21 protein-coding genes are annotated in these 21,965 nt (G+C 67.0%); 6 read left to right on the forward strand and 15 right to left on the reverse strand.

Annotated elements, in window-relative coordinates; all coding sequences use genetic code 11:
* Positions 1 to 6 precede the first annotated feature (6 nt).
* From G332_RS0100915 to G332_RS0100925, 3 genes are read left to right on the forward strand one after another with little or no spacing between them, the layout of a single operon-like run.
* Complete coding sequence (locus G332_RS0100915; RefSeq protein ID WP_019625114.1) at positions 7 to 1,020, forward strand: aspartate carbamoyltransferase catalytic subunit; 1,014 nt, start codon at positions 7 to 9, stop codon at positions 1,018 to 1,020.
* Positions 1,017 to 2,321, forward strand: a complete 1,305-nt coding sequence (locus G332_RS0100920; protein ID WP_019625115.1) for a dihydroorotase — start codon at positions 1,017 to 1,019, stop codon at positions 2,319 to 2,321. The genes G332_RS0100915 and G332_RS0100920 overlap by 4 nt, the downstream gene beginning before the upstream one ends.
* A complete protein-coding gene (locus tag G332_RS0100925) occupies positions 2,318 to 3,226 on the forward strand; it encodes a dihydroorotate dehydrogenase electron transfer subunit (RefSeq protein ID WP_019625116.1) in 909 nt (302 codons plus the stop codon). Before G332_RS0100920 ends, G332_RS0100925 begins: the two co-directional genes overlap by 4 nt.
* A 34-nt stretch (positions 3,227 to 3,260) precedes the next feature.
* Here G332_RS0100925 and G332_RS0100930 read toward each other — a convergent pair whose 3' ends face one another.
* From G332_RS0100930 to G332_RS0100940, 3 genes are all read right to left on the reverse strand, one after another.
* Positions 3,261 to 4,379, reverse strand: coding sequence for a PilT/PilU family type 4a pilus ATPase (locus G332_RS0100930; protein WP_019625117.1), 1,119 nt, complete (start codon positions 4,377 to 4,379; stop codon positions 3,261 to 3,263).
* Between the two features lie 18 nt (positions 4,380 to 4,397).
* Positions 4,398 to 5,570, reverse strand: a complete 1,173-nt coding sequence (locus G332_RS0100935) for a PilT/PilU family type 4a pilus ATPase (protein ID WP_019625118.1) — start codon at positions 5,568 to 5,570, stop codon at positions 4,398 to 4,400.
* A 191-nt stretch (positions 5,571 to 5,761) separates the two neighbouring features.
* The gene (locus tag G332_RS0100940; RefSeq protein WP_019625119.1) at positions 5,762 to 6,796 is read right to left on the reverse strand and encodes a type IV pilus twitching motility protein PilT; all 1,035 of its coding nucleotides are present in this window, start codon (positions 6,794 to 6,796) and stop codon (positions 5,762 to 5,764) included.
* Positions 6,797 to 6,911: 115 nt separating this feature from the next.
* Here G332_RS0100940 and G332_RS0100945 point away from each other — a divergent pair, with 115 nt between their 5' ends.
* Both G332_RS0100945 and proC read left to right on the forward strand, forming a co-directional pair.
* Positions 6,912 to 7,607 carry a YggS family pyridoxal phosphate-dependent enzyme gene (locus G332_RS0100945; RefSeq protein WP_019625120.1) on the forward strand — a complete coding sequence of 232 codons (696 nt, stop codon included), beginning with the start codon at positions 6,912 to 6,914 and terminating at the stop codon, positions 7,605 to 7,607.
* Between the two features lie 15 nt (positions 7,608 to 7,622).
* On the forward strand, positions 7,623 to 8,441 hold the full coding sequence (proC, locus tag G332_RS0100950; RefSeq protein WP_019625121.1) for a pyrroline-5-carboxylate reductase: 819 nt from the start codon (positions 7,623 to 7,625) through the stop codon (positions 8,439 to 8,441).
* A 304-nt stretch (positions 8,442 to 8,745) separates the two neighbouring features.
* Here the strand turns inward: proC and G332_RS0100955 are convergent, their stop codons facing one another.
* Positions 8,746 to 9,654, reverse strand: coding sequence for a fructosamine kinase family protein (locus G332_RS0100955; RefSeq protein WP_019625122.1), 909 nt, complete (start codon positions 9,652 to 9,654; stop codon positions 8,746 to 8,748).
* Positions 9,655 to 9,724: 70 nt separating this feature from the next.
* On the opposite strand from G332_RS0100955, the gene G332_RS0100960 reads away from it, so the two are divergent.
* Complete coding sequence (locus G332_RS0100960; RefSeq protein ID WP_019625123.1) at positions 9,725 to 10,108, forward strand: group III truncated hemoglobin; 384 nt, start codon at positions 9,725 to 9,727, stop codon at positions 10,106 to 10,108.
* A gap of 113 nt (positions 10,109 to 10,221) precedes the next feature.
* Here the strand turns inward: G332_RS0100960 and G332_RS0100965 are convergent, their stop codons facing one another.
* The 11 genes from G332_RS0100965 to G332_RS0101015 all read right to left on the reverse strand — a co-directional run bounded on the left by G332_RS0100965 (position 10,222) and on the right by G332_RS0101015 (position 21,965).
* Positions 10,222 to 12,279 carry a transglycosylase SLT domain-containing protein gene (locus tag G332_RS0100965; protein ID WP_019625124.1) on the reverse strand — a complete coding sequence of 686 codons (2,058 nt, stop codon included), beginning with the start codon at positions 12,277 to 12,279 and terminating at the stop codon, positions 10,222 to 10,224.
* 151 nt (positions 12,280 to 12,430) lie between these two features.
* Entirely contained in the window at positions 12,431 to 12,973 is a 543-nt protein-coding gene (locus G332_RS0100970; protein ID WP_019625125.1) for a pseudouridine synthase, read from the reverse strand.
* 10 nt (positions 12,974 to 12,983) lie between these two features.
* Positions 12,984 to 13,643 carry a DUF1007 family protein gene (locus tag G332_RS0100975; protein WP_019625126.1) on the reverse strand — a complete coding sequence of 220 codons (660 nt, stop codon included), beginning with the start codon at positions 13,641 to 13,643 and terminating at the stop codon, positions 12,984 to 12,986.
* Complete coding sequence (locus G332_RS0100980; protein WP_369699367.1) at positions 13,640 to 14,578, reverse strand: 5'-3' exonuclease H3TH domain-containing protein; 939 nt, start codon at positions 14,576 to 14,578, stop codon at positions 13,640 to 13,642. The genes G332_RS0100975 and G332_RS0100980 overlap by 4 nt, the downstream gene beginning before the upstream one ends.
* Positions 14,562 to 15,485, reverse strand: coding sequence for a malate dehydrogenase (mdh, locus tag G332_RS0100985; protein WP_019625128.1), 924 nt, complete (start codon positions 15,483 to 15,485; stop codon positions 14,562 to 14,564). Before mdh ends, G332_RS0100980 begins: the two co-directional genes overlap by 17 nt.
* 37 nt (positions 15,486 to 15,522) lie before the next feature.
* Complete coding sequence (locus G332_RS0100990; RefSeq protein ID WP_019625129.1) at positions 15,523 to 16,743, reverse strand: malic enzyme-like NAD(P)-binding protein; 1,221 nt, start codon at positions 16,741 to 16,743, stop codon at positions 15,523 to 15,525.
* Between the two features lie 81 nt (positions 16,744 to 16,824).
* Entirely contained in the window at positions 16,825 to 17,691 is an 867-nt protein-coding gene (locus tag G332_RS0100995; RefSeq protein ID WP_026340492.1) for a M48 family metallopeptidase, read from the reverse strand.
* 15 nt (positions 17,692 to 17,706) lie between these two features.
* Positions 17,707 to 18,582, reverse strand: coding sequence for a hypothetical protein (locus tag G332_RS0101000; RefSeq protein WP_019625131.1), 876 nt, complete (start codon positions 18,580 to 18,582; stop codon positions 17,707 to 17,709).
* A gap of 16 nt (positions 18,583 to 18,598) precedes the next feature.
* Positions 18,599 to 18,802, reverse strand: a complete 204-nt coding sequence (gene rpmE / locus G332_RS0101005; protein WP_019625132.1) for a 50S ribosomal protein L31 — start codon at positions 18,800 to 18,802, stop codon at positions 18,599 to 18,601.
* 634 nt (positions 18,803 to 19,436) lie between these two features.
* A complete protein-coding gene (locus G332_RS0101010; RefSeq protein WP_019625133.1) occupies positions 19,437 to 20,333 on the reverse strand; it encodes an NAD(P)-dependent oxidoreductase in 897 nt (298 codons plus the stop codon).
* 9 nt (positions 20,334 to 20,342) lie between these two features.
* Positions 20,343 to 21,965, reverse strand: a complete 1,623-nt coding sequence (locus G332_RS0101015) for a BCCT family transporter (protein WP_019625134.1) — start codon at positions 21,963 to 21,965, stop codon at positions 20,343 to 20,345.

Below are 21,965 nucleotides of genomic sequence, written 5' to 3' on the forward strand. Positions count from 1 at the left end.
AGCCACATGAATGACTCCCTGATCGCCCGTCCCGGCGCGCGGCTCCCGCTGCCGGGTCCGCTGCCGAATCGCCTGCAGCTGACCGACGACGGCCAGCTGCGCCACATGCTGACCATCGAGGGGCTGAACCGCGACCTCCTGAACGAGATCCTGGACACCGCCGAGTCGTTCGCGAACATGAACGAGAAGGCGGTGAAGAAGGTTCCGCTGCTGCGCGGCAAGACCATCGTCAACCTGTTCTTCGAGGCCAGCACCCGCACCCGCACCACCTTCGAGCTGGCCGCCAAGCGCCTGTCCGCCGACGTGCTCAACGTAAACATCAGCACCTCCTCGGCCGTGAAGGGCGAGAGCCTGCTGGATACCCTGCGCAACATCGAGGCGATGAACGTGGACATGTTCGTCGTGCGCCATGAGGAGAGCGGGGCCGCGCATTTCGTCGCCCGCCACGTGGCGCCCGGGATCAGCGTGCTGAACGCCGGCGACGGCCGCCACGCGCACCCCACTCAGGCCCTGCTGGACATGTTTACCATCCGCCGCCACAAGGGCGACTTCACCAAGCTGAAGGTCGCCATCGTCGGCGACATCCTGCACTCGCGCGTCGCGCGCTCGCAGATCCATGCGCTCAACATCCTGCAAACCGGCGAGGTGCGCGTGGTCGCGCCCTGTTCGCTGCTGCCGGCGGATGTCGACCAGCTCGGCGTGCACGTCTACAACGACCTCGACGCGGGGCTTGAGGGCGTCGACGTGATCATCATGCTGCGCCTGCAGCGCGAACGCATGGAACACGCTCACCTGCCCTCCGAGCACGAGTACTACCAGCTGTTCGGCCTGACCTCGCGCCGCCTGCAGCTGGCGCACCCCACCTGCCTGGTGATGCACCCGGGCCCGGCCAACCGCGGCGTCGAGATCGAATCCGCCGTGGCCGATGGCCCCCACTCGGTGATCCTGGAACAGGTCACCTACGGGATCTCAGTACGCATGGCCGTGATGTCCATGGTCATGGGGGCGCACCAGGCATGAGCGTACTGATCGAGAACGCCCGCATCCTCGACCCGGTGGACGGGTACGACACCATTGGCGCCCTCTGCGTGCAGGGCAGCGAGATCCTCACGCGCGGCCAGGTCCCCGCGGGATTCGAGCCCCGCCGGCGAATCGACGCACGCGGGCTCTGGCTGCTACCCGGCATCGTCGATCTCGCAGCGCGCCTGCGCGAACCCGGCCAGGAGCACAAGGCCACCATCGCCAGCGAGACCCTGGCCGCCGCCCGCGGCGGCATCACCAGCGTGGTCGTGCCACCGGATACCGTACCCCCCATCGATTCGCCGGCCGAGGTGGAACTGATCAACCGCCGCGCACGCCAGGCCTGTGGTGTACGCGTGTATGTGCTCGGGGCACTGACCCACCGGCTCGAGGGACAGCAACTTGCGGAGATGGCCGCTCTGGTACAGGCGGGGGCACGTGGTGTCAGCAACGCCGACCACCCGCTGGCCAGCCTGCTGGTCCTGCGACGCGCACTGGAATACGCCAACACCTTCGGGCTGACCACCGTGCTTTCCGCCCAGGACCCGTCCCTTACCGGGTCCGGATGCATGCACGAGGGCGCGGTATCCACCCGCCTGGGTCTGGCCGGCATCCCCGAGGCTGCCGAGACCGCCGCACTGGGCGCGATCCTGGCGCTGGTGGAACAGACCGGGGCGCGGGTTCACGTGGCCCGATTGTCGACTCGGCGCGGCGCCGAGATGATTGCCAAGGCCCGTGCCGAGGGTCTGCCCGTCAGCGCGGACGTCGCCGCCCACCAGCTGTTCCTGACCGAGGTCGATGTCGCGGAGTACGACCCGAATGGCCACGTCATTCCACCGCTGCGTGGCCAGCGCGACCGCGACGGGCTGCGTGCCGCGGTCGCGCGCGGCGACATCAGTGCCATCTGCTCCGACCACCAGCCCCACGAGCCGGACAGCAAACTGGGCCCCTTCGCCAGCACCGAGCCCGGCATCTCCGCCCTGGAGACCCTGCTCCCGCTGACCCTGCGCCTGGTCGAAGACGGCCTGATGAGCCTGCACGAGGCCCTGGCCCGGGTGACCATCGGACCGGCGGATATCCTCGGCTTCGCCCAGGGCCGGCTGACCCCCGGGGCACGCGCTGACTTCGTGCTCTGGGACCCGAACGCGATGCACGAGGTGCGCCGCGCGGACTGGCTGAGCGCAGGCCACAACTCCCCCTTCTTCGACTGGACCTTCGCCGGCCAGGTCCGCGAGACCTGGGTGGCCGGCCGCCCGGTCTGGACCCTGCCCACCGAGGGAAACCCCGAGGACACCGCATGAACGCGCCCGAAACCGCCTCCCGCCCGCACCGCGGCACGATCTTCCAGGAAGAAGGCCGCATTCTGGACCATCACGATGCCGGCGCGGATCAGTGGATACTGCGCGTGCACGCGCCGGAGTGCGCCCGGGCGGCGCAGCCCGGGCAGTTCGCCCACCTCCAGTGTGCGCCACGCCTGCTGATGCGGCGTCCACTGTCCATCCAGCGTGTGGACCGCGAGGCGGGCTGGGTGGAGTTTCTCTACAAGGTCGTGGGCGACGGCACCCGCGCGCTGTCACAGCAGGTAAAGGGCACCACCCTGAGCGTACTCGGCCCGATCGGGCAGCCGTTCCGGTTGCACCCGGAGCGTCCGCAACGGCTGCTGCTGGGCGGTGGCGTCGGCATCCCGCCGATGATCTTTCTGGCTCACCAACTGCACCTGCAGGGCGCGGCGGGCCAGACCCACGCAGTACTGGGCTCGGAAGTGCCATTTCCGTTCCAGCCGCGCCCGTCCGAGATCCTCTGGCCCGGCCTGCCGGACGGCGCAATTGCGACCCTGCCGCTGCTGGAAGACTGGGGTGTCGCCTGCCGCCTGACCTCGAAGGCCGGCATCCCCGGCGCCCACGACGGCTTCGTGACGGATCTCGCCCGGGCCTGGCTGAAGACACTGGCACCGGCAGAGCGCGAGCAGGTCGAGCTCTACGCCTGCGGGCCGCATCCGATGCTCGCGGCCTGCGCGGAGCTGGCGGCCGAGTTCGACCTGCCCTGCCAGGTCTCGCTGGAGGAGTTCATGGCCTGCGCGGTGGGCGGCTGTGCCGGCTGCACGGTCCCGGTGCGAACCCCCGAAGGGGTGGCCATGAAACGGGTCTGCGTGGACGGGCCGGTGTTTGCGGCCGCCGATGTCTTTCCGGAGCCGGAACGCGCCTGAGAAAACAGCAGGGACTTCGCCGGCGAGCCGGCTGCTACCGGTCCGGCGGTTTCAGTTCTTCCTCGGCCTCGTCCGCCGCAGCCACCCCGCCGCCGAAATTCAGGCGCCATTCGAGATCGGCGCGCGAATCCGCCTTGTTCAGCGCCTCGTCCAGCATCACGTTGCCGGTCTTGAACAGTTTGACGATCGCCTGATCGAAGGTCTGCATGCCCACCGACCGGCCCTTGGCCATCACCTCCTTGATCTCGCTGATCTTTTCATCACGGATCAGCTCGGAGATATAAGGGGTGTTGATCAGAATCTCCAGCGCGGCGACGCGGCCCCCGTCCTTGGTCTGCAGCAGACGCTGGGCGACGATAGCCCGCAGGTTCAGGGACAGGTCCGACAGGATTTGCGAGCGGTTGTCCTCGGGGAACAGGTTGATCACCCGGTCCAGGGCCTGGGTCGCGTTGGTCGCGTGCAGCGTGGTCAGCACCAGGTGGCCCGTATCGGCATAGGTGAGTGCGGCGCGCATGGTCTCGCGCGAACGCACCTCGCCGATCATGATGACATCGGGTGCCTCGCGCATGCCTTCCTGCAGGGCGTGATCATAGCTGGGGGTATCGATCCCCACCTCGCGCTGCCCGACGATCGAACGCTTGTGCGAGAACAGGAACTCGATCGGGTCCTCCACCGTCAGAATATGGCCACTCCGGTCCATGCTGCGATGATCGATCATCGCTGCCAGCGTGGTGGACTTGCCGGTCCCGGTCGCCCCGACAATCAGCACCAGGCCATCGTTGTGCGAGACGAATTGCTTGAGCACGGGCGGCAGGCCCAGTTGCTCGATGGTGGGGATCACCACGCGGATAAAGCGGATGACCATCGCCACCTCGCCGCGCTGGCGATAGACGTTCACACGGAAGCGCCCCATGCCGGCGCGCGAAAGGCCGAAGTTGACCGCCTTCTCGCGCTCGAAGGTCTCCGCCTGGTGTGCGGTCATCATCTCGCGGGCGATGTTCTCCGCCTGGCCCGGGACAAGCGCCTTGCGCGAAATCGGCTGGAGCTGGCCGTCCACCTTGATGCTGGCCGGGGCTCCGGTCAGGAAAAAAAGGTCCGACGCGGACTTCTGCGCCATCAACTTGAGATAAGGCTCGATCTGCAACTGGCTCATGGTTTCCGCACTCCACGCCTAACGCAGGTTGAAGTCCTCGGGGCGCTCGTCCACGGCCAGGCCCTCGCCTCCGTCCTTGATCGCCGGCGTACCATCATCCTGGGCACGCTGGCTGTCGAGCTTGATACGCAGACGCAGGTCGTTCATCGAATCGGCGTTACGCAGGGCCTCGTCGTAGCTGATCTGGCGATTTTCGTAGAGATCGAACAGGGCCTGGTCGAAGGTCTGCATCCCCTGCTCGCGCGAACGCGACATCAGCTCCTTCATCTCGTGCACCTGTCCCTTGAGGATCAGATCCGACATCAGCGGGGTGTTGATCATGATTTCCACTGCGGGAACGCGACCTTCGCCGCCTTCCTTGCGCACCAGACGCTGCGAGACCACCGCCTTCAGGTTCAGCGACAGATCCATCAGGAGCTGCTCGCGCCGGTCCTCGGGGAAGAAATTGATGATGCGGTCCAGCGCCTGATTGGTGCTGTTGGCATGCAGGGTGGACAGGCACAGGTGCCCGGTCTCGGCGAAGGCGATACCGTAATCCATGGTCTCGCGATCCCGAATCTCCCCGATCAAGATCACGTCCGGCGCCTGACGCAGGGTATTCTTCAGCGCGATCTCGTAGCTCTCGGTATCCACCCCGACTTCGCGCTGGGTGACGATGCTCTTTTTGTGCTCGTGGACAAACTCGATCGGGTCCTCGATCGTGACAATGTGATCGGCCGCGGTACGGTTACGATGACCGATCATTGCCGCCAGCGAGGTGGACTTGCCCGATCCGGTGGCGCCGACAAAGATCACCAGACCACGTCGTTCCATGGTGATCTGTTCCAGCTGCGGCGGCATCTGGATGTCCTCGAAATTCGGGATCACCGAGTTGATTACACGCAGGACCATGCCGGGGCTGCCCCGCTGGGTAAAGACGCTGACGCGAAAGCGCGAGACCCCCGAAAGTCCGATGGCGAAATTGCATTCCTGGTGGCGCTCGAACTCGGCCGACTGCTTGTCGTTCATCAGTGACCGCACCAGTGCCTGGGTATGCGACGGGGAGAGCTTTTGCTCGGTCATCGGCACCACGTGCCCGTCGATCTTGGCCGCCGGCGGCATCCCCACCGTAATGAACAGATCCGACCCGCCCCGGGCCACCAGGGCCCGCAACAGGTCATGCATGTACTTGATCGCCTTGTCACGGTCCATCACGTCCCCCTCCGGGAAGCGCCGAGCAAAGCCATCCCGGCCTTATCAGCGTACGCGGCGCTGCATGAAGTGGTATGTCCTTGCACTGGCAAAAACTTGCAGCTTGCTTCGGAGTCCACCGCCCTTGCAGTGGGCAATTCCGGCGGCTCCTGACACCCGGCGCGGCGTTCACGCCCGGCGTATCGTGGCGATCAAATGGCGTCCGGATTGGCGGCCTTGCGGCGGGCATCCTCACGACTGATCACCCCCTGCGCCAGCATGTCTTTCAGGCACTGGTCCAGGGTCTGCATGCCGGTACCGGCACTGGTCTGGATCGTCGAATACATCTGCGCAATCTTGTTCTCGCGGATCAGGTTCCGGATCGCCGGCGTGCCCAGCATGATCTCGTGCGCCGCGATTCGCCCGCCGCCGATCTTCTTCATCAGGGTCTGCGCGATGACCGCCCGCAGCGACTCTGACAGCATCGCGCGGACCATGTCCTTCTCCGCAGCCGGGAACACGTCGACGATGCGGTCGATCGTCTTGGCCGCGGAACTGGTGTGCAGGGTGCCGAACACGAGGTGTCCGGTCTCGGCCGCGGTCAGCGCCAGGCGAATGGTCTCGAGGTCACGCAGCTCGCCGACCAGGATGGTATCCGGGTCCTCGCGCAACGCCGAACGCAGGGCCTCGGAAAACCCGTGGGTGTCGCGGTGCACCTCGCGCTGGTTAACCAGCGACTTCTTCGACTCATGCACGAATTCGATCGGGTCCTCGATGGTGAGGATATGCCCGTAGTCGTTTTCGTTGCGGTGGTTGACCATGCCCGCCAGCGTAGTCGACTTCCCCGAGCCGGTCGGCCCGGTCACCAGCACGATGCCGCGCGGGTAGTTCGAAATCTCCTCGAAGATGCGCGGCGCGCCCAGCTCCTCCAGCGTCAGCACCTTGGAGGGGATGGTACGAAAGACCGCAGCCGCGCCCCGATCCTGGCTGAAGGCATTGACCCGAAAGCGCGCCAGCCCCGATACCTCGAACGAGAAGTCCGTCTCCAGGAACTCCTCGTAATCCTTGCGCTGGCGGTCGTTCATGATGTCGTAGATCAGGCCCTGGACCTCCTTGTGGTCCATGACCGGCACATTGACCCGGCGCATGTCGCCGTCGATGCGCACCATCGGCGGCATCCCCGCGGAGATATGCAGGTCGGAGGCCCCGTTCTTGACCGAAAACGCCAGCAGCTGCGTGATATCCATGCATCCCCCTGTGATCGGGCCTGCGGGTCGGGCCTGGCGCCCGGCCGCACCGCAAACCCGCCAGCCCCGAAAAACCGCGGTGCCGTTAAGCTCTTCGGGACTATATCATAGGGCAATGAGTGCACCAGACCATGCCCTGAAGGCCGTCCGCGACCGTATCGAAAGCGCCTGCCGCGAGGCCGGGCGCGACCCCGATTCGGTCCGCCTGCTGGCCGTCAGCAAGACCCGCGACAGTGACGAAATCCGGGCACTGCACACACGGGGCCAGACGGCCTTTGGCGAGAACTACGTACCGGAACTGGTCGCCAAACACGACACCCTCGAGGCGCCCCCGGCGCCGCTCGGGCTGGAATGGCATTTCATCGGTGCCCTGCAGGGCAACAAGACTCGCGCCGTAGCCGAGCGCGCCACCTGGGTGCACACCATCGACCGCGAACGCATCGCCCGGCGACTGTCCGCGCAGCGCCCGGCCGGCATGCCGCCGCTGCAGGTCTGCCTCCAGGTCAACATCAGCACGGAACCCCAAAAGGCCGGCGTGGCGCCCGCCGAGGCCGCCGCCCTGGCCGCTGCCGTACACGACCTGCCGGGCCTCGTTCTGCGCGGCCTGATGGCCATACCCGCCGCCGCGGAAAGCCCGCAACGCCAGCGGGAACCCTTCGCGCGTCTGCGCGCCCTGCGCGATCACCTGAACGCCCGGGGGCATACGCTGGACACACTGTCCATGGGCATGTCCGGCGATCTCGAGGCCGCGATCCTCGAGGGTGCCACCGTGGTCCGCATCGGCACGGCCCTTTTCGGCCCCCGCCCGTAATACTCAGGAGTCCATATGACCGAGCATCGATACGAGATCGGCTTCATCGGAGCCGGCAACATGGGTGAAGCCCTGATCCAGGGGCTCATCCAGTCCGGCCACGCCGCCAGCCGCATCGCCATCGCCGACAAGAACGCGGAACGCGTGCGCGACCTGCAGGGGCGCTATGCGGGCCTCGCCAGCGCGGAGGCCGAGGCGCTTGCAGCCACCTGCGCCACCCTGGTGCTCGCAGTCAAGCCGCAGACGCTGCCCGACCTGGCCCCCGTGCTGCGCGCCGCGATCGAACGCGGGCAGCCCCTGGTGATCTCCGTGGCGGCCGGCATCACCACCCGCCAGCTATCGGACTGGCTGGGCGCATCCACACGCCTGATCCGTGCGATGCCGAACACCCCGGCACTGGTGGGCGCCGGCGTCACTGGCCTGTATGCCGCCGCCACGGCCAGCCCCGCGGACCGCACCACGGCCACCCGCCTGCTGGAAGCGGCCGGGCGCGCCATCTGGGTGGAGGACGAGGAGCAGATGCACGCGGTCACCGCGACCTCCGGCAGTGGCCCCGCCTACGTCTTCCTGATGATCGAGGCCATGCAGGAGGCGGCGCAGTCCCTGGGCCTGCCGGCAGATACCGCCCTGGAGCTGACCCTCGGCACCCTGGCCGGCGCCACCCGGCTGGCGGCGGAGAGCGACGAGAGCGCCGCCGAATTGCGCCACCGCGTGACATCCCCCGGCGGCACCACCGAACGCGCCCTGCAGGTGCTGGAGGAAGGCGACCTGCGCGAACTGATGCGCCGCGCGATGACGGCCGCCGCCGAGCGCTCGCGCGAACTCGGCCGCTGAAAAATCCACCACGAAGGACAAAAAAGGGCGCTTCACAGGACGCCGGGGAGTCAGAAGGCATCCGGCATGGGTGGCGCGGGGCATAGCCCCCGCTATCTCCCTTGCCGTTGCAGCCGGGACTGTCGGCGACGGCTTGCCGGGCGGGGCCGACAGACCGCATTCATTGCAAGCGGCCGCTGCAGACAGACACGCCCTGGCGCAGGCGCCCCGGCGGCCCCGCCCGGCAACCCATCGGCCGCCTTCCGACCTTCAAGCCTTCCTGTGAATCGCCCTTGACCTTCTTCGCAAGCCTCGGGGCGAGCCATCAGCGCAATTCGGCCAGTAGCTGACGAGTCATGCGCTCCGCCTGCGCCGCATAGCCGCCGCCGAACAGGTGGTCGTGGTTGAGGATGTGGTAGAGGTTGTAGAGCGTGCGCCGCACACCATAACCGGGGTCGATCGGCAGGATCTCCGCGTAGGCGGTCAGGAAGTCCTGACCGGGGTGACCGAACAGTTCCATCATCGCCAGATCGGCCTCGCGGTCGCCGTAGTACACCGCCGGGTCGAAGATCGTGGCCCGTCCATCGGTCAGAAATCCCCAGTTCCCGCTCCACAGGTCGCCGTGCAGCAGCGACGGTTCGGGGCGGTAGTCGCTAAAGAACCCGGCCAGCGAGGCCTCCAGTTCTTCCAGCACCCCCAACAGCGAGCCCGCGGCCCCACGCTCGCGCGCAAGCCGACGCTGAAAACCGAGCCGTTCGTCACGGTAAAACGAAACCCAGTCGTCGTGCTCGGCATTCGACTGCGGCGTGCTGCCGATGAAATTGTCGTGCTCCAGGCCAAAACGCGTTCGCGTCTTCCGGTGCATGTCGGCGACCCCGTAGCCCAGGGCTGCGCCATCACGGCGTCCGCCCAGCGCGAGGGCCTCCATCACCAGAAAGTGGGTGCCACCGGCAGAGCCCGCCCCCACCACTGCGGGGATCTTGAGTTGTTCACAGCGGGCCAGCTCCTCCAGCCCGCGCGCCTCGGCCGCAAACATCGCGGCGCCGCCCGCGCCACTGAGCTTCACGAAGAACTCGCGGCCGTCAGTCCCGGTCAGGCGCTGTGCCTGGTTGATGGAGCCCCCGGAACAGGTCTGGCTTCCTGTCGGCTCGAACGGCGTTCCGGTATGGTCGGCAATGCACTGGGCCACCGCCGCCGTCACGGCATCGGGGCCCGCTGAATCGAATCGGTTCATCCTCGGCATCCGGGTTGCTCTGCGAGCTGTGCAGGGTACCGACTGCCGCAGGATTCGTCAGGAGACCTGCATGGCCTTTCGCAAGCTCGAACCCCTTTGCGACAAGATCGGCACCGAGCGCATCCGCGCGGTGATCGACGACTTCTACCGCCGCCTGTCAGCCGATCCGGACATCGGCCAGCACTTCGAGCGGATCCAGGACTTCCCGGAGCACGTGAACCGGATCGCCGACTTCTGGTACATGAATCTGGGCGGCCGCCTGGAACAGCCCCCGACCATCGACATGGTCGGCAAACATGCACCGCTCCAGCTGACCGAGGCCGATCTCGCCGTCTGGATGCGCCACTTCAAGGCCACCACGGAAGAACACCTGGAAGCCCCGCTCGCCGCCGAATGGCAGCAACTGGCCAACGGCATCGCCAGCCGCATGCGCGAGGACATCATCCGCGGCTGACCGGTGCCTGTGCGCACACCACGAAGCCCCCGCAGAAGGATCGGGTCAAAAGCAATTCACAAGCAGGCGGGACAGGGAAGAAGGATGCCTGATGGGGTGACGCCGGGGGGTAGTCAGCAGTCGTTGTCCGTGTAGCCCGGGGCATCACAGAAGGCATGGCTCAGGGCGATGCCCTGCGGTCCCTGCAGGTTCGCCAGGTGCTGCTCGCGGCTGGCGGCAAGACGGTCCTCTGGCGTCACCGGGTACAGCAGGGTCGACAGTGACGGTGGCTCCTGCCCCAGACGCACCGCGTACAGGATGCGATAGGCAAAGACCCGGCGCACGTAGTCGCGGGTCTCCGAGAACGGGATCAGTTCCGCCCAGATGTCCGGGTCCAGCGTCCGGTCATCCGGCAACCAGGAACGTACGCGGTGGGCCCCGGCGTTGTAGGCCGCGGTGGACAGCAGGCTGTGTCCGCCGAAGCGGTCCAGGTTGCGCCGCAGATAATAGGTCCCGAGACGGGCGTTGGTCGCCGGGTCGAGGATATCCCAGTCCGAATTCACCCGAACCCCGGCGGCCGTGGCGATGGAACGGCCGGTTGCCGGCATCACCTGCATGACCCCGAGGGCCCCAGCGCCGGAGCGCACATCATGGAGAAAGGCACTCTCCTGGCGCGCGATGGCCATGGCCCAGGCGGGGTCGATGGCCTGCTCGCGGGCTCCGCCAACGATCAGGTCGTCAAAGGCGAGGGGAAAACGCAATTCGATGTCATCCCAGACGCGCGCCCGAGCGGCCGTGAAGATCGCGCGATCGTGCCAGCCCCAGTCGGCAAAGGTGCGCGCCGCCGCCGCCAGCTCGTCCGCATCCATGGTGGCCACCGCATGGGTCCACTCACGCCGCGCCTCGGCGTTACGATCCAGGCGCACCAGCTCGCGCATGCGCTGCATGCCGGCATGCCCCCGAATCTCCGCGCGCCGCGCATCATCAATCAGCAGCGACTCGTGACCAATCCGGTACGGCTGGCCCAGGCGATCGGCGGCGAGAAAGCCGTAGAAATTGCGTTCGCGCGCGGCACGCTCGTAGAAGCTCCGGGCCGCCTCCCGGGAATCGGTCTGCTCAAGGGCGCGCGCAAACCAGTATTGCCAGGCGCCCTCTCTGCGCACCTCGCCATCCATCGCGCGGATTGCATCCAGGACCGTGTCCCACGCACCCTCGTAGAGCGCAGCCCGCACCTGCCACTGGCGCAGCTGGGTATCGAAGACATCTGCATCCAGCTCCGCCATGAAATCCAGCGTCTCGGGGCGGTAGCGCAACGCCAGCCGCAGGGCCAGCGCATGCTGTATGCGCGCGGCCGCTTCCGTCCCCAGTTCCAGGCGCTCGCCACGCTGCTCCCAGGCCGCCAATGCGGCATCCAGATCCTGGGGCACCCAGCGGATAAACGCCTGTTCCAGCATGGTCTCGGCGGCCTGATGATCCCCGGCACCGAAGTCGACCTCCGCCACTCGTGCCGGCTGACCGGCCAGCCGCAGCCAGCGCTCCGCCCAGGGGCGATCGTCCGCCGCCAGATAGCGGCGCAGATACCGTGCCAGGCCGCTCTGCCCGGCCTCCATTGCCAGGGCAAAACGATCCCATGCAAGGGCATCCGTCAGGCGGTCGGCATCGCGCCAGGCATCCAGGGCGACGTCGCAGGCGGAAGGCCGGGACTGCCCGTGCAACCAGATCGATTCCATGCCCTCAAGAGCAGCCTCGCGCTCGCCGGTCTCCAGCAGGGCCTGGCGCCGGTGACAGTCCTGGGTCACCGATAGCGGGCGGTCCGCATCCATGAACTCGAGGTAGCGTGACCACTGCTTCTCGTCCGCGAGGTGATTCAGATAGCTGCTGTACAGGCGCCCGGACAACGGCGTATCGGGGTGCCCACGCACGAACTCGCGGACCGCATCGGGATCGGCACGACTGAGGTTGCGTGCCAGCTCGCGATAGTCCAGGTAGGGCGTCAACGGGTACCCGGACAGGGTGCTGCGGGCGGCTCGGTAGGCTGTCATGTCACCGCGGTTGAGCGCACGCTCGGCCAACAGGAACAGGCTGCGCTCGAACCCGTAGCGGTCATCCTCAGCGGCAAGAACCGGAGGTGCCAGCCACACGGCCAGCAACAGGCACGCCAGCGCGACGAATGGAATCCCGGAAAGGCGCATGCCCGACCCTCGCATTAATGGCTCTCCATCATCCGCCAGCTACCCGCATGACGCAACGCAAAGGCAACAGTTTCGCCTGACTGCCCGGGCAATTCACGCACCGTGCCATGACAGGGTGCTTTGTCGCGGAGGGGCACTGACTCCGCCCGCCTCAGGTGGCCTCTAGCAGGCGGGCCTCGCCGCGCACGAGACCGTCCAGAGTCCAGGAGCCGACACGGTAACGCACCAGGCGCAGGGTCGGATGCCCCACCGCCGCGGTCATGCGCCGCACCTGACGATTGCGACCCTCGCGCAGGGTGATCGCCAGCCAGCGGGTCGGGATATGGCGGCGAAAACGCACCGGCGGATCGCGCTCCGGGATATCCGGCGGGTCCATGCGTTCCACCCGGGCGGGCCGCGTCAGGCCATCCTTCAACTCCACCCCCTTGCGCAGGGCCTCCAGCGCGCCCTCCTCGGGCGCGCCCTCGACCTGAACCCAGTAGGTCTTGCTGGTCTTGTGCCGTGGCTGCGTCAGACGGGCGTTCAGGCGCCCGTCGTCAGTCAGGACCATCAGCCCCTCGCTGTCGCGGTCGAGACGGCCAGCCGGGTAGACGCCGGGGATCTGGATGTAGTCGGCCAGCGTCGGTCGTCCCTCGGGGTCGGTGAACTGCGGCAGCACACCCCAGGGCTTGTGGAACAGGACGATCCGGGCCATGAACGGCGTGTCAGTCGCAACGCAGGGTGACGCGCTCGGCAAAGTAGCGGCCGAGGTCGTAATCGACGCTGGCACCGTAGTCCAGCGCCAGTGCGCGCGCCACCATCGCGGGGTCCGGGCGCGGGCGATCGAGCCGGGCCCGGCAGGTTGCGTCGGCAAGCCCGGCCGCATCGACAATGCGCGTGCCGTGGGGCTCCTGGTGCAGGATCTCGATGAAATATGTCGGATCGTAGACCTTGTACTCCAGCGGCTCGGCGGCCGGGTCCACCGGGGTCTGCAACTGCAGCCGGAAACGGAAATGCAGCAACCCGTCGTCCTCCATCGTCATGCGCGGCTCCATGGCCGCGGCGAGGTCGACGCGCTCGTCCTCCACCTGCAGGTGGCTGTACCAGCGATATTCGTCGAGGTTGTCGAGGATCTCGTCCGCCAGCGCCTGCAGACGCGCCTCCGGGGTCTCACCGGGCTGGTGTTCCTGGGCGTCGTCGTACAGGTACTGTCCGTAGGTCGGATCGAAGCGCCAGTGGTGCAGCATGTGCGTAAGCTGCCCGTCTGCATCACGTTGGAAGTCGATGCGCAGGTCGATCCAGGCGTGCGGGTGGGCCTGTACGGCCGCCGGCAGCAACAGTGCCGTCAGGATCAGGATTGCGGCCAATATGCGGTTACGGTTCATGCAGTCTGTCTCGTGTCGGCCCGCGGCCAGGCATTGGCGGCGGCCAGCAGCGGCGCGTGATAATCGGGGGCCACCCCCAGCTCCCGCAGCCAGACAGGCGCCTCCGGCTCGGGCCCCCGGGGGCGCAACTGCCCCGTCGGCGGAAGGTCCGGGATACGGTCCGCAAGACCGGTCAGGCGGCGCGCGCGGCGCAGGCGATCGGCCGCTCCGGCGATGGCCGTGGCGATCACCGGGGCGCGACGGATATTACAGCGGGCCACCGCCGTCGGGTCTGCCAGCACGGTCTCCAGGTCATGCAGCCGGCGCAGGATGCGCGCGGCGCTCTTCGGGCCCACGCCATCGATCCCCGGGATGTTGTCGCTGGCGTCCCCGGCCAGCGCCAGCATGTCGGCGACCTGCTCCGGGCGGATGCGGAAGCGTTTCTCGATCGCGCGCCGATCCAGGTCGGGGCCGCGTTCCGGGTCATGCAGCCGGTCCGCGGACCCGAGGATGACCTGGGCCAGATCCTTGTCGGCACTCTTCACATCAATGCGATAACCGGCCTCGCGCCCGGATCGCGCCAGGCTGGCGATCAGGTCGTCCGCCTCGTACTCCGGGTCCGCCAGGGTCGTGAAGCCGAGCCGCCCCAGAAGCACGCGGATCCGTTCGAACTGCTCGCGCAACTCGGGCGGCGCCGGCGGACGATGGGCCTTGTAGGCCGGATCGATGCGGTGACGAAAGCCCTGGCGCAGCCCGGTATCAAAGCAGAACGCCACGGGCCCGGGCGCGCAGGCCGGCAACCACTGACACAACGAATGCACCAGGCCGTGCAGGGCACCCCCGGGGCGGCCCTGCGGATCCGGATCCAGACCGCGGGCAAACCAGGCGCGAAACACGAAGATGCTGCTGTCGACCAGGGTCAGCGTCGGCAACCGGGATTCAGGCGAGACGCGCAAGGTCCTTCCGCACCCCGGCGATGGACTGGTCGAAGGCGGCGCGCTCCTCCGCATTCAGCTCCAGTTCGATGGCGCGCTCCATGCCGCCCTGCCCCAGGATACAGGGCACCCCCATGGCGACATCGCGCTCGCCGTACTCGCCGTCCAGCAGGGCGACGGTGGGCAATACGCGGCGGCGATCCAGCGCGATCGCCTCGACCATCTCGGCGATGGCCGCGGCCGGGGCCCCGTAGGCACTGGAGGTCTGCTTCAGGGCCAGGATCTCGGCCCCGCCGTGGCGGGTGCGCTCCACGATGGAATCCAGCGTGGCCTGATCCATGAACTGGTCCAGGGGCACGCCATTGACCGAGGAATAGCGCAGCATCGGGACCATCGCATCGCCATGACCGCCCAGCACCAGGGCCTGGATGTCGTGGGTCGACAATCCGGTCTCCAGCGCGATGAAGGCGGCCATCCGCGAGGTGTCCAGCACCCCGGCCTGCCCGAACACGCGGTCCCGGCTCCAGCCCGTCTTTTGCCAGGCACGATAGGTCAGCACATCCACCGGGTTGGACACCACCAGGATGCGGCTCTGCGGGGCGTGGACCAGGACGTCCTGCAGGATCCGGTCAAGGATCTCCACGTTCGCGTCCAGCACATCCGAACGCGACATGCCGGGCTTGCGCGGCAGGCCGGCGGTAACAATCACCAGCTCGGCACCCGCGATCACCGAGGCCTCGTGGCTGCCGCTCAGCCGGGTATCGAAGCGCAGCAGCGGCGCGGTCTCCTGGATATCCAGGGCGGCCCCCGCGGCCGCCCCCTCGCGCACGTCCAGCAGGGCGATCTCGCGAGCGACGTCGCGCCGTGCGAGGAACTGGGCGGTGGATTCTCCGACGCGTCCGGCGCCGATAATGGCGATTTTCTGCATGCGCTGTACCTCCTCGGGTGGGTCGCCGACCAGTGGCTTACAGGCGGGCGACCCCGCTGTCACGGGCGGCCTGTCGAATCGCCTCCGGCACGGTGTCGATCAGGCGCGGATCAAACGGAGTCGGCAGGATATAGTTCGGGCCGAACTCCAGGCTCTCCAGACCGTAGGCCTCCAGCACCGCCTGCGGCACGGGCTCGCGGGCCAGTCCGGCCAGGGCATGAACCGCGGCCACCAGCATCTCGTCATTAATGCGTCGCGCGCGCACATCCAGCGCGCCGCGGAAGATGAACGGGAAGCCGAGCACGTTGTTCACCTGGTTCGGGTAGTCCGAGCGCCCGGTGGCCATGATCAGGTCATCGCGGGTCGCGTGCGCCAGTTCCGGCCGAATCTCCGGGTCCGGGTTGGACAGCGCGAAGACCACGGGCTTCGGGGCCATGGACTGCAGCATCTCCGGGGTCAGCAGGTCCGGACCGGACAGCCCGATAAAGACATCGGCGTCACGGCAGGCATCGGCCAGACTGCGCGCCTCGGTGTCCACCGCGAAGATCTGCTTGTACTCGTTCAGGTCGTCGCGCTGGCTGTGGATCACGCCCTTGCGATCCACCATGTACAGGTTTTTCTTGGCCGCCCCCAGACGGACCAGCAACTGCATGGAGGCGATCCCGGCAGCGCCCGCCCCGACGCAGACGATCTTCGCCTCACTGAGCGTCTTGCCCTGGATCTCCAGCGCATTGACCAGGCCGGCCGCGGTGATGATCGCAGTCCCGTGCTGGTCATCATGGAAAACCGGGATGTCGAGTCGCTCGGACAGGCGGCGCTCGATCTCGAAACAGTGTGGCGCCGCGATGTCCTCAAGGTTGATACCACCGAAACCACCCGCAATGCGCGCAACGGTGTTGATGAAGTCCTCCGGCTGCGGCGCATCCACCTCGATGTCGAATACGTCGATATTGGCGAAGGCCTTGAACAGCACCCCCTTGCCCTCCATCACCGGCTTGGAAGCCAGCGCCCCCGTATTGCCCAGACCCAGGACAGCGGTGCCGTCAGTGATAACCGCAACCAGGTTGCCCTTTCCGGTATAGCGATAAGCGGCCTCCGGGTCTTCGGCGATGGCCCGTACCGGAGCCGCGACACCCGGAGAATAGGCCAGCGACAGGTCTTCCTGCGTGGCAGTAGGTTTGGTGATATGGATGGCCAGCTTCCCGGCCGGCTGCTGCTCGTGGTAATCCAGCGCGCGCTGGGTGAAATCCTTGGACATGATGTAGCGGGGCCTTTTTTCGATCGGGAACAGATAAACGGCGTGCCGCCCGGCGCGAGTCCGGGCGACGGGACAGATCCGTCAGTTGACCGGGTGCGTGGGGACGCGGCGGTTGCGCGCCTCCTCGTACAGCGGCCGGAAGCGGTCGGCCATGCGGGTGAGGTCACGCTGGCGCGATTCCGGCGCCGGGTGGGTGCTGAGGAAGACCGGGTGGCGCCCGTTGGACTGGGCCGCCATCTTGCGCCACAGGCTCGCCGCGGCGTCGGGGTTGTAACCCGCGCGGGCCGCCAGCTCCATGCCGATCTCGTCGGCCTCCGCCTCCATCGCGCGACTGTGCGGCAGCTGCAAGGCCAGCGCCGCGCCCAGCGCTGCCCCGGTCAGGGCAATCTGCGAACGATCCCCCGTCATGGCGTAGCCGGCAACCGCCATGTTGCTGGCCAGCGCCACCGACATCTTCTCTGCCGTATGGGCCGACAGCGCGTGGGCAATCTCGTGCCCGATGATCTGGGCCAGTTCGTCATCGGTCAGCTCCAGCTGTTCGATGATGCCCGAATAGATCGCCATCTTGCCGCCCGCCATCGCGAAGGCGTTGACGGTATCCGGGGCCTCGATGACCACGATCTCCCAGTCCCAGTCCGCCGTCTCCGCACGGTACTTCACGGCCTGGGCGACGACCTTTTCGGTAATGCCATGCACGCGCGCGGTCATCTCGGGATCGGCATTGATCCGGCCTTCCTCCCGTGCCGGTTCCAGCATCTCCACGTAGGCAGTACGCGAGGCACTGATCGCCTGGCTCTCGGAGACCAGCATCAACTGTGAGCGCCCGGTCACCGGGTTGGTCGTGCAGCCGGGGATCGCCACCGCGAGGCCGCCCGCAATAACCAGCGTCAGGAGCAAGGACCCGAGACGACTCCGGATCACCCGCCATGAATTGGGAATTGATCGCATTATTTCAGCACCTCGCTAATCCACCACCTCAAGATCGAGGGGATGCCGTATGCGCACCCGGAGTCGATCTCGCCAAGCATACACCTGGCCTCGCAGAATGACCGATTCGCCAACCAGATTCGCGGGTTCCAGGGCCGGCTCGAAATCGCGCCAGTGTTCGCGATCGGCCTGCCTGATCAGAGCATCCAGCGGCCCCTCCAGTTCCAGCACCCAGTGACGTTCCGTCGCGCGCACCGCGACCACCTCACCCTGAAGGCGCAGAAGTCCCGGCTGCCACGCAGGGCTGCGCCGCTCCAGCGCCGCAACCGGCAGGGTTGCCGGACGCTCCAGCCACAGCCCCCGGCTGGCGTCCCGCGCCGCGGCCTCGGCGGCGTCAAAACAGGCATCCAGCGGATCGGGTTCCGGCCCCGGACGCGCCATCGCGGCGCCGGCCGCAATCAGTTCGGCCGCCAGAAGCGAGCCATCGGGCAACCACGCATGCATGCGCAGACGCCCCGCTGCATCCCGGGCCGGCCACCCCGGTCGCAGCGTCAGACGCCCGTCGGCGGCATCCAGCCGTTGTTCCAGCGCCGCGCGCAACCCCGCGTGCGGTCGCAGCGGACGGGCCACGGTTGCCGTTCCCGGGAGCGGCGCAGCCAGCGCCAGGCCCGGCAACCGAACACTGCGCCCGTCGCGCAGCTGCAGGACATCCACGCCCTGCACGGCCGCGACCCGAACCTCCTGCAGGCCGCGCGCATCCTGCTCGACCAGGTCGCATCCGCCCCGCGCGGTTGCGGCCAGAAACGCCAGAGCGCCCCCCAGAACGCAGACGAGGGCGCCCCGCAGGACGCCCTCGTCGAGTCGGACCCGGCCCGCCGCAGCGGTCACGCGTCCCGTCGCGTCGCGCGCCATCCGGCGCGCCGCGGCTTCAGAACGCGAAGCGGCGATTAAACTTGTCGACCTGGCCGGCGGTATCAACGATCTTCTGCTTGCCGGTGTAGAACGGGTGGCACTGCGAACACACGTCCAGGTGCATCTCCTGATCAGAGAGCGTGGAACGCGTCTGGAACTGCGCGCCGCAGCTGCAGATGACCTTGACTTCGTGATAGTTCGGATGGATGTCGGCTTTCATGATCGGCTCACGCAGGTTCTGGCGAAAAGTCCGATAGCATAGTCCGGCCACACGACCAAACGCAAGGCCCGGTTGCAGACCATTGTGCAGAACCCCTTTCAGGATTGTGCGACAACTGCCTGAATAAGAGCGGGGTTTTACCCACCGCGCAACCTGTGGATAACTTTGTGGACGAATTGTTGACTTTGCCTCCGAGCCAAGGGAAGAAAGCGCTCCCCACTTGGCCCCAACGCGCCAAAAATATACACACAACACTGACTTTAAAGAAACTTTTATTGCTCGGAAGTCCCGCCCCGAACACCCCGAAGGCCCCGACCGCATCCTCTCCTGCACCAACCTGAGCTGTGCATAAAACCCACGCGGGGAAGCGCCCGGACGGTTCCTCCGCCCCCTGCTTCGCCATCCCGGAGACCACGCAGCGGTGATCCGGAATCGCCATGGGCTGAGGTACCCGCACGTTCGGGCCGGACCGGCGTGTGGAGATCCCGGCGCTGCGCTACGGCCGGGATGACGAAGAGGGGGCTGGCCATGCACGCCCCGAACAGACCCCGCCACTGGCGGACGCTCGTTGCGAATCAGGTCAGGGGTTCCCCGGCCAGGGGGGGGGCAGCCAACGCCGGGGCAGAGGCGTGAGTCAGTCGGCATCTTCTCGCGTGCCGGGGCATTCCGGGGCAATCGCGGTATACACAGCCGAATAGTCCGCATCGGCCAGCCCCTGGGTAGCCGTCTGCTCCAGCAATCCCGCCAGCAGAGGCAGCCAGGGCGCGGACAGGTCGGCATCCTCGACGGCGCGTTCGGTCAGACGCACATCCTTCAGCAGGTGCTTGACCGGGAAATTGGCCACACCAAAATCGCCGCCAAGCATCTTGCCCAGTTTCTTGTCGAAGGTGGGCGCATACAGGGCACTGGCGCGCAGGATCTCCATGAAGGTATCCACCGGCACACCCTCACGCCGCACCAGCCCCAGGCTCAGGGAAAAGGCCGCCGTAAGACTGGCAATCAGCTGATTGAACGCCAGCTTCAGGGCCGCCCCCTGCCCCACCGCGCCGACATGCCGCGGCTGTTCCCCCAGGGCCGCCAGCACGGGCTCGGCCCGGGCAAAATCGGCTGCGCTGTCGGCACCCGCCATGATCAGCAGGCGACCGTCGCGCGCCTCCGGGATCGATCCCAGCACCGGGGCTTCCAGATAGCAGGCCCCGGCCGCACGGATACGCTGCGCCAGCGCGCGACTCTCGGCCGGCAGGATGGTCGCCATCTGAATCACGCAGCGCCCGGCCAGCCCTCCGGGGGGAAGTTCGTCCAGCACCGCGTCGATGGCGGCGGCATCGCTCAGCATCAACAGGATGATGTCGGCTGCGGCCACGGCCGCGTCGGGCCGGCTGTGCACCACTACGCCTTCCGCCGCCAGATCGGCGGCGCGCGCAGGCGTACGGTTGTAGGCCACCAGCGGGAAGCCGGCCTGCAAAAGACGCAGGCCCATGGGTTGCCCCATGAGCCCGCAGCCCAGCAGCGCCACTTGCGACGCCGCCATCGTCACGCCCTACCTGATCTTGTCATCAAGATCCTCCGAATACCCGAACAGCGTATGCGGAGGCGGCGCCTCCTTCTGGTATTTGGTCGGAGTCACCGCCTCGGTCTCCTGCAGGCTCTTCCAGAGGCCAATCATCATGATCAGCATCACGATGGAGAACGGCAGGCCGACACTGATCGCCGCGGCCTGCAGTGCAGCCAGACCACCAGCCAGCAGCAGGATGGATGCGACCACGCCCTCGAGGATGGCCCAGTACACGCGCTGGGTCACGGTCGGGTTGCGCACATCCCCCGAGGCCAGGGTGTCAATGACCAGCGAACCGGAGTCCGACGAAGTCACGAAGAAGGTGACAATCAGCACGGTCGCCGCCGCCATCACGACCACGGCCAGCCAGTCCCAGAGCGGCAGGGCCTCGATGGTCACGAACAGGGCGGTGGACACGTTCTCGGAGACCGCGCCGGTCAGGTCGACCACGCCCTCCAGCTCGTAGCTCATCGCGGTGCCACCGAACACGGCCAGCCAGACAAAGGCGGCAGCGGTCGGGGCCAGCAACACACCGGCGACGAACTCGCGGATGGTACGGCCGCGCGAGACTCGGGCGATAAACATGCCGACATACGGGGCCCAGGAGATCCACCAGCCCCAGTAGAAGATGGTCCAGGCGGTCGCCCATCCGGTCTCGTCAATGGTGTCGGCCCACAGGCTCATCGCGGGCAGGTTCTGCACATAGACACCGGTCGATTCGACCAGCATGCGCAGGATGAACAGGGTCGGCCCGATGATCAGCAGCAACGCGATCAGGATGACTGCCAGTCCGATATTGAAGTTGGACAGGCGCTTGATCCCCTTGTCGATTCCCAGCGCGACGGACCCGACCGCGATCAGAGTGATGATCGCGACCAGGATGATCTGCATGTTGGTGGATTCCTCGATCCCGAACACGAAGTTCAGGCCGGCGTTGATCTGCATGACCCCGAGCCCCAGCGAGGTCGCGACCCCGAACATGGTCCCGAACAGGGCCAGCACATCCACCAGGTGCCCCCAGGGGCCGTAGATCCGGTCGCCGATGAAGGGATACAGCGAGGACCGGATCAGCAGCGGAAGGTTATGGCGATAAGCGTAGTACGCCAGTGACAGCGCCACAACGATGTAGATCGCCCAGGCGTGCAGCCCCCAGTGGAAAAAGGTATAGCGCATGGCCTCCGTGGCCCCGGCGCTGGTCTCGCCGGCCGCATGCGGCGGATCCAGATAGTGATACATCGGCTCGGCGATGCTCCAGAACAGCAGCCCGATCCCCATGCCGGCGGAAAACAGCATCGCGAACCACGCGGTGTAACTGAAGCGCGGGGTCTCGAACTGATCCCCCAGGCGCACGCTGCCGTACCGGCTGAACATCAGATACAGGGCGAACACCAGGAAGATCGTGACGACCAGCATGTAGTACCAGCCAAGGTACTCGGAGATGCCGGTCTGCAACTGATTGAAGATGGCCTCGGCCCGTTCCGGGAAGATCGCCCCGAACAGCACGAAGAGCGCAATCACCGCGGTGGAGGTATAGAACACCGGACTGCAGATCACGCCAAAGCCGCCAAGGCGAGTTTGCGTCAGACCGGGAGTGGACGGATCATCCAT

Source organism: Thioalkalivibrio sp. ALJT (genome assembly GCF_000381825.1).
Classification (GTDB): Bacteria; Pseudomonadota; Gammaproteobacteria; order Ectothiorhodospirales; family Ectothiorhodospiraceae; genus Thioalkalivibrio.